Below are 7,549 nucleotides of genomic sequence, written 5' to 3' on the forward strand. Positions count from 1 at the left end.
CCGACGGAACCGTGCCAGCGGTCGGCGCGGGTATCGTCGTGGCGGAGGGCATCTCGCGCGTGGCGTCCTGCGCGGAGGGAAGCTCCTGGGTGGCCGAGTGGTCCTGAGCCGTCGAGCGCTGCGGGTAGCTGGGGGCCGAGGCCGTCTCAGCGTCGCGCGCCGAGTCGGCCTCGTCGGCCGGAATATGAGGCTGAGTCATGGTTTCCTCTGGTGTCAGTTCGTTATCTGTCCACCAGTATGGGCCGTTTCCTCAAAGGGCCACTGAAAGCGTCCTGGAAGTTTCCTGCAAACCGTTCAACCTCACAGCGAACACGCGTCCCCTCAGGAGAGCACGTCGCGGACAGCCGCGTACAGGTGCGCGGCGCGCTCGATGGGCGCGTGAATCAACCGCGGGCCGCTGGCGGGTTGAGCGAGCAACGACTCCAGTTCCTGAGGCTCGTCGGCGCGCGCGAAGGCCACGCCGTACGCGGCCGCGAGCGCCTCGTAGTCCACCGACTGAGCGAGGCCGAACCACCGGTCGTAGGCCTCGGGGCTGGTGGCGCGCCCGTGTTCGAGGGTGGCGAAGATGCCGCCGCCTCCGTCGTCCGCGACGACGATATCCAGGTGCGCCCGAGCGGCCGCAGCCAGGGCGAGGGAGGAGGCGTCGTGGCAGGCCGTGAGGTCGCCCATGACGGCGGTGACGCGCTCGCGCGCAGGGGCCAAGGCCTCGCCCGCGTATCCGGAGCCCAGGCAGATGCCGACGGCGGTCGCGATGGTGCCGTCGATACCGGCCTGCCCACGGTTCGAGTGGACGACGCGGCCTTCCAGCGTGGGGACAGCGAGGTCGAAGGCGCGCACGGGGTTGGAGGCGCCCAGCACGAGGGGCCCGCTCGTCGAGGCTGCGACGGCCCGCGCCAGGTCGAGCATCGTGCGCCCGGAACCGGCGGCGAGCAGGGATTCGATACGCTCGCCCGCATCGCAAGCGGCTTGGCGCACGCGAGACGCCCACTCGGCCTGAGCGGCGCGGATCGGCTCGCGTGCTGGCTTGAGGTCGTCGACGACGACCGATGCGTTGCCCGAGACGTCCACCCACGGGGTATGCGGATCGACGACGGTAACGCACACGTCGGGGCGCGCGAGCAGGGCCTGGATCGGGCGGGACAGCGTCGGACGCCCGGTCACGACGACCGCGTCGACCTCTCGCCCCAGCGACGAAGCGACGAGGGTCTGCTCGAAGGGGGTCACTCCCCCGCCGCTCCACGCGCCCGACGCCGGTTCGGCGAGCAGCGGGAAGCCCGAGGCCTCCGACCACTCGCGGGCGAAAGGCGAGGCCCCCTCACCAGCAACAATCAGCCCGGCGGCGGCGGGACCAACCACGCCCTCCCAGCGTACGGGCACGGGGAACGCAGCGACCACCTGCGCCGGGCGAGGGACGAACGACGCCCCGGCCTCGTTCCCCGAGGCGGAGGCGGGACGAACGGGGGTCAGCGGATCGCGGAAGGCGACGTTGACCTGCACGGGGCCGGGCGTTCCACTCGGAGCCCCGCAGGCGGCCGCGACCGCGCGCGTCAGGTGCCCAACGAGGGAGGGCGAGGCCTCCCGCGGCTCCAGGTCAATGCTCGCGCGCACGTGCGTGCCGAAGAAGCCTGCCTGATCGGTCGCCTGGGACGCTCCAACGCCGCGCAGTTCGCCGGGGCGGTCGGCGCTCAGGACCAGAAGGGGCAGGCGCGCGTGTGAGGCCTCGAGGACAGCGGGGGCCAGCTCGGCGACGGCGGTGCCGGAGGTGACAACGATGGCGGGCAGCGCTCCGGTGCGCGCCAGGCCGACGGCCGCGAAACCGGCGCCACGCTCATCCAGGACGGCGCGCGCATCCCCGCCGAAAGAGCCCGCTTCGAGAGCGTAGGCGAAGGGCGCAGAGCGCGAACCCGGGCAGTACAGGACGTGCGTGACGCCCAGGGTATCCAGGGACTCAAGGATAGCGCTGGCGGTATCAACGGAGGGCATAGGCCCAGCCTACCGGCCACCCACCTTGAGATGCTCAGCCATTCCCTCCAAGCGCATGCCCCAGCGGGACACGAGATCGCCGTCGACCGGGGTGCGATCGATGAGCTCCTGGTCGGGCTCGAGGCGCCCCACGGGGAGGCGGCCGCGGTCGGGAATCAGAGGCTCGGTCACGTCCCCCACCAGCAACGAGGCCGTGGCCAGGCCAGCCGCTCGGGGCACACCGGGCACGGCTGCGGCCGCGGCGACACCGACGGACAGGCCGACGGACGTTTCAAGGGCAGAGGAGACCACGACTCCGAGCCCGCTCTTGCGAGCCACTCGCAGCGCGGCACGCACGCCTCCGAGAGGCGCCACCTTGATGATGACCACGTCGGCGGCCTCCTTGCGGGCGACCTCGAGTGGGTCTTCCGCGCGGCGGATCGACTCGTCGGCGGCGATGGGAACGTCCACCGAGCGGCGAACCTCCGCCAGCTCGTCGACCGTCAGGCAGGGCTGCTCCACGTACTCGATGGGCACCACACCGGCGGCGGCTGCCATCGCGGGAATCGCGGCTCGGGCCTCGTCGACCTCCCACGCACCGTTGGCGTCGAGGCGAATCATGGCCTGCCCTCCGACCGTCTCGCGCAGGGCGTCGGCGACGGCGGCGATGCGCGCGCAATCGCGGCTCAGGCTCACGCCGGGTTCTGCGACCTTGATCTTGGCGGTGGCGCATCCACCCGAGGCCTTGACGCGCTCGTAGGCCTCTTCGGGAGAGATGACGGGGACGGTCACATTGACGGGCACGAACTTGCGCCGAGGCACCGGCGGGAAACGTCGAGCGGACTCGAGAGCGGCTGCCAGCCAGCGCGAGGACTCCACATCGTCATAGTTCCAGAAGGGCGCGGCCTCTCCCCACCCCGCGTGACCGTGCAGAAGCAGGCCCTCCCGGCGCGTCACGCCGCGGAAGCGCGTCGTCATCGCTACCTTGTAGACCAATATGTCGTCGACGCCTTCGAGGGCGTAACGCGTTTGGCGACTCAAGGTGCGCATGGGGATGCGCATGAGCGTCGGTTGCTGCGCTGCATTCACGAGAACCCTCCTTACTTACCGGTAATATTATCGCGCAACCTCGCGCTAACGACAAATCTTACACACATCAACTTGTAACCAATTGTGCAGTAAGTGCCTAAAAGTGACAGACTTTCTCAAACGGTTGAACGTTTGGAAAGTGGGCATATCTCGCAGGGCACACTCCCGACTGTCTAGACGGCATATAGAACGGTTACTGCACAGCAGACTTTGTTCCGTGTGGTTAGCTTGCGCACCCTATCTCCCACGCATGCCCTTCGTCCCAGATGCGCCGACAACGCCGCCACCCCTCTCGAGCGCGCACGCCCGACGCCTGCCACTGCCTCGTCGATTAGAATCCGACACATGAGTGCTCTCCCCTTCGTGTCCGATACCTTCGACCCGACTCGCTGGCGCGAGGTCGAGGGATTCGACTTTGTCGACATCACGTACCACCGCGGCATCTCGCGCGGTCTCGAGGCCGACGGCCGCCCCGAGGGCGCCGACATGCCGGTCGTACGCATCGCCTTTGATCGCCCCGACATACGAAACGCCTTCCGCCCCGGCACGGTCGACGAGCTGTACCGCGCGCTCGACCACGCGCGCCAGACCTCCTCGGTCGCGGCCGTCATCCTGACGGGTAACGGCCCCTCGGCGCGCGACGGCGGATACTCCTTCTGCTCCGGCGGCGACCAGAGGGTACGAGGCCGCGACGGCTACCGTTACGAGGTCGAGGGCGCGGACCCCGAGGCTGCCACCGCCCAGCGCCGCGAGCAGATCGACCCCGCGCGCGCCGGGCGCCTGCACATCCTCGAGGTTCAGCGCCTCATCCGCACGATGCCGAAGGTCGTCATCGCGGCCGTCCCGGGATGGGCAGCCGGCGGCGGCCACTCCCTGAACGTGGTTGCGGACCTGTCGGTCGCCTCCATCGAGCACGCGGCCTTCATGCAGACGGACGCAAACGTCGGATCCTTCGACGCTGGCTACGGCTCGGCGCTCCTGGCCCGCCAGGCCGGGGATAAGCGGGCGCGTGAGATCTTCTTCCTCGCCGAGCGCTACGATGCTGAAACTGCCGAACGCTGGGGCGTCATCAACCGCGCCGTCCCCCACGCCGAGCTCGAGGCGACCGCCCTGGAGTGGGCCGCGACCATCGCAACGAAGTCCCCGCAGGCCATCCGCATGCTCAAGTTCGCTTTCAACCTGGCCGACGACGGCCTGGCCGGCCAGCAGGTCTTCGCGGGCGAGGCCACGCGCATGGCCTACATGACGGCCGAGGCCCAGGAGGGGCGCGACGCCTTCCTCGAGCACCGCGCCCCCCGCTGGGAGGATTGTCCCTACTACTACTGAGGCCGGTTTCCTCACCGACATTCAGCGACCCACGGGCCCGGGATCTCGCCGATCCCGGGCCCGTATCGCTCACGCGAGATAGACGCGCGCCTCCCATTCTCCGAGGCTCTCCGGGATACCCCGGTCCTCCTCGGGCAGATCGCGGTTGGATAGGAGGAGCTCTCCGGTGATCTCACGTGCCGCCTCACCGAGGGTGGCGGGCTGCGAGGAAAGGTTGACGAGGACCGTTGCCACGACCTCGCCGAGCGTACGCCTATAGGCGAAGACCGCGGGCGAGGGGGTGTCGATGCGCTCAAATGAGCCGGCCGCGATGACGGGCAGGCCGTGGCGAATGTCCGCGAGCGCGCGGTAGTACGCGTACACGGAGGACGGATCGTCAACCTGGGAGGCCGCGTTGATGTCGCGATAGTTCGGGGTGACGCCGATCCACGGGGTGCCCTCCGTGAAGCCCGCATTTTCGCTCGCATCCCACTGGACGGGGGTGCGCGCGTTGTCGCGGCCGGTGAAGGCCAGGCCCTTCAGGACCGACTCGGGGCTCTCCCCCGACTCCACGGCCTCGCGGTAGTAGCGCAGCGCCTCGACGTCTCGGTAGTCGTCGATGCCCTCGAAGACACTGTTCGTCATGCCGAGTTCCTCGCCCTGATACACGTAGGGAGTGCCACGCAGCATGTGCAGGGCGGTGGCCAGGGCCGTTGCCGACTCGTAGCGGTATTCCTCGTCGCCGAAGCGGCTGACGGCGCGCGGCTGGTCGTGATTGTCCAGGTAGAGGCTGTTCCAGCCGACCTCGCCCTGGGCCTCCTGCCAGGCGCTCAGGCAGTCGGCGAGCTCGCCGGGACGCAGCGGGCGGGGGTGGAACTTCCCCGCTTCGAGGCCGAGGTCGACGTGGTCGAATTGGAACACCATGTCGAGCTCACGCCGGGCAGGGTCCGTGAACAGCAGGACATTGTCGCGTCGCACGCCGGGGCACTCGCCGACAGTCATCGTGCCGCTGCGCCCCTCGAACACCTCGCGGCGCATCTCGGCGAGGTATTCGTGCAGGCGTGGGCCTTCGGAAAAGTGCGGGAAGCCCTCACCCCACGCGCGCCCGGGGTAGACGACGCCGTCGGGCAGGCCCGGATCCTTCGAGATCAGGTTGATGACGTCCATGCGGAAGCCGTCGACGCCGCGGTCGAGCCACCAGTTCATCATCTCGTAGACGGCGGAGCGCACGTCGGGGTTGTCCCAGTTCAGGTCGGGCTGCTTCCTGTGGAACAGGTGCAGGTAGTACTGGCCCGTGGCCTCGTCCCAGGCCCAGGCCGAGCCGGAGAAGAAGGACCCCCAGTTGTTGGGCTCAGCCCCGTCCTCGCCGCCCACGAACCCGGGTCGCGGATCGCGCCAGATGTACCAGTCGCGCTTCGGATTATCCCGCGAGGAGCGCGACTGGGCGAACCACGGGTGCTCGTCCGAGGAGTGGTTGACGACCAGGTCCATGACGAGGCGCATGCCCCTCTCATGGACGCTCTCCAGCAGGCGATCGAAGTCCGACAGCGTGCCGAACAAGGGGTCGATGTCGTAGTAGTCGGCGATGTCGTAGCCGTTATCTGCCTGCGGGGAGGCGTAGATCGGCGAGAGCCACAGGACATCCACGCCCAGGGACTTCAGGTAGTCGAGCTTGGAGCGGATGCCCTCAAGGTCGCCGAAGCCGTCGCCGTTGGAGTCTTTGAAGGAGCGCGGGTAGATCTGGTAGACGACCGCGCCCTTCCACCACTCGTCGGGGCCCAGGCCGTTGCCTGCGGGGTTCAGCGCATCGTTACAGAAGAACATGGAGCACCTGCCATACGTTGAGGTCGGGCACGCCGGCCCGCTGCCGTTAGGCCCAGAGTACCGTGTCTGACACGCCTCTCCCCACCGTAAGTCGCGGCGTGGGTCAACGCCGCCCCTTCCGGTCGCATACCGTCACGAGGCCAGCGATCAGAGCAAACCTCACCCGCCCTCCAAAAGTCGCATGCAATTCCCGCAGAGCCCGCATACACGACGGCACAAAACGGCAGAATTTCAACGGTTCGGTTTCATAACTTGAAATACCTTGAGGGGAATTGCATGCGAAAGTGGTCCCCCAGCTGATGAGCGATGGCCACAAGGACTGCGGACGCCCATAGACACGTTCACGGTGAGAGCGTGCAGCGGCTCTTCCACGAAAAGACTCGCCCACCGCGGTCCGTCCCGCAGCAGTTCCGCGAAAAACTCGCCCAGCACACCCCCACCAGCACCACACCCGATACAAAACTCGCCCAGCCCACCCCCGTCAGCAGCATCTCCGGTACAAAACTCGCCCAGCACACCCCCGTCAGCAGCATCTCCGGTACAAAACTCTCCCAGCACACCAGAAAACACCCGATTTGGGCACTTTTCCGCGTGCAGGGCGAATATATTCACGCATGTGGATCGAACAGGCCGAGCAGGGCGATTTTATTCACGGTTGCGGATCGAACAGTCCGAGCAGGAGAATTCCTCTTGCGGGCTCAGCCGCCTTTGAGGCTCAGCACACGGCCGCCGGCCTCTGTGCCCCAACATGGCGGCACCCCTCATCGGCAGGGAAGATCAACAAGCAGCCACCGACCTCTGCGTCCATGATCCGGCGATAGTTGTTGACACCGGTGACCACAGGCGGGACCGGTTTGAAAGAAAAAACGCCCATGCATGAGTTGTTGCGGGGCACCGTGAAATATTATTCGCCCCAGCACGCGCAAATAGGCCAGTTTTCGTCGATTTTGAGCGCGCCTGGGCGGTTTTTGTTTCATTGAAGCACCATGCCACGAACTAGAGCACCGAGCTGGGGCGATATTTCTTTCACCGGAACCCGTATGGGTGCGTATACGCGGCGGTGAGGCCAAGCCGGGCTTCGCGACGACACTCTAAGCCGGACGTCGTACCCCGATGCCGCCGTTGAGGAGGCACCGGAGGTCCAGGCTGCAGCGCCCGTAGGCGGTGGCGAGGCCTGGCCGGACACACCAGAACCACTGGCACCGCCGGCATGGAAGGCACTGGAGAGACCGCAGGGCCCGGCTGTGGCACCCGTGGGCGGCGGGGCCCGGACACACCAGAACCACAGGCACCGCCGGCGTGAAGGGCGCCAGAGAAAACAGAGGGCCAGGCTGCGGCGCCCGGGGGCGGCGGCGGGGCCTGGCCGGGC

4 protein-coding genes and 1 pseudogene are annotated in these 7,549 nt (G+C 67.7%); 1 reads left to right on the forward strand and 4 read right to left on the reverse strand.

All coding sequences use genetic code 11. The annotated features are described in order from the left end of the window. The 3 genes and pseudogenes from HMPREF1137_RS08625 to HMPREF1137_RS08635 form a co-directional block, all read right to left on the reverse strand. Positions 1 to 199: pseudogene (locus HMPREF1137_RS08625) on the reverse strand (S1C family serine protease); the annotation flags it as partial. A 122-nt stretch (positions 200 to 321) separates the two neighbouring features. Beyond that, the gene (gene menD, locus HMPREF1137_RS08630) at positions 322 to 1,983 is read right to left on the reverse strand and encodes a 2-succinyl-5-enolpyruvyl-6-hydroxy-3-cyclohexene-1-carboxylic-acid synthase (protein WP_009054438.1); all 1,662 of its coding nucleotides are present in this window, start codon (positions 1,981 to 1,983) and stop codon (positions 322 to 324) included. A gap of 9 nt (positions 1,984 to 1,992) precedes the next feature. Next, the gene (locus HMPREF1137_RS08635; protein ID WP_034497533.1) at positions 1,993 to 3,024 is read right to left on the reverse strand and encodes an o-succinylbenzoate synthase; all 1,032 of its coding nucleotides are present in this window, start codon (positions 3,022 to 3,024) and stop codon (positions 1,993 to 1,995) included. 372 nt (positions 3,025 to 3,396) lie between these two features. Here HMPREF1137_RS08635 and HMPREF1137_RS08640 point away from each other — a divergent pair, with 372 nt between their 5' ends. Continuing rightward, entirely contained in the window at positions 3,397 to 4,377 is a 981-nt protein-coding gene (locus HMPREF1137_RS08640) for a 1,4-dihydroxy-2-naphthoyl-CoA synthase (RefSeq protein WP_009054439.1), read from the forward strand. 69 nt (positions 4,378 to 4,446) lie between these two features. On the opposite strand, the gene HMPREF1137_RS08645 is transcribed toward HMPREF1137_RS08640, so the two are convergent. Then, positions 4,447 to 6,180 carry an alpha-glucosidase gene (locus HMPREF1137_RS08645; RefSeq protein ID WP_009054433.1) on the reverse strand — a complete coding sequence of 578 codons (1,734 nt, stop codon included), beginning with the start codon at positions 6,178 to 6,180 and terminating at the stop codon, positions 4,447 to 4,449. Positions 6,181 to 7,549 lie beyond the last annotated feature (1,369 nt).

This window comes from Actinomyces sp. ICM39 (assembly GCF_000282935.1).
Taxonomy (GTDB): Bacteria; Actinomycetota; Actinomycetes; order Actinomycetales; family Actinomycetaceae; genus Pauljensenia; species Pauljensenia odontolytica_B.

Coding starts and splice junctions, on each gene's coding strand:
- menD (WP_009054438.1), bottom strand. CDS start 1,983: ATGCCCTCCGTTGATACCGCCAGCGCTATCCTTGAGTCCCTGGATACC.
- HMPREF1137_RS08635 (WP_034497533.1), bottom strand. CDS start 3,024: ATGCGCATCCCCATGCGCACCTTGAGTCGCCAAACGCGTTACGCCCTC.
- HMPREF1137_RS08640 (WP_009054439.1), top strand. CDS start 3,397: ATGAGTGCTCTCCCCTTCGTGTCCGATACCTTCGACCCGACTCGCTGG.
- HMPREF1137_RS08645 (WP_009054433.1), bottom strand. CDS start 6,180: ATGTTCTTCTGTAACGATGCGCTGAACCCCGCAGGCAACGGCCTGGGC.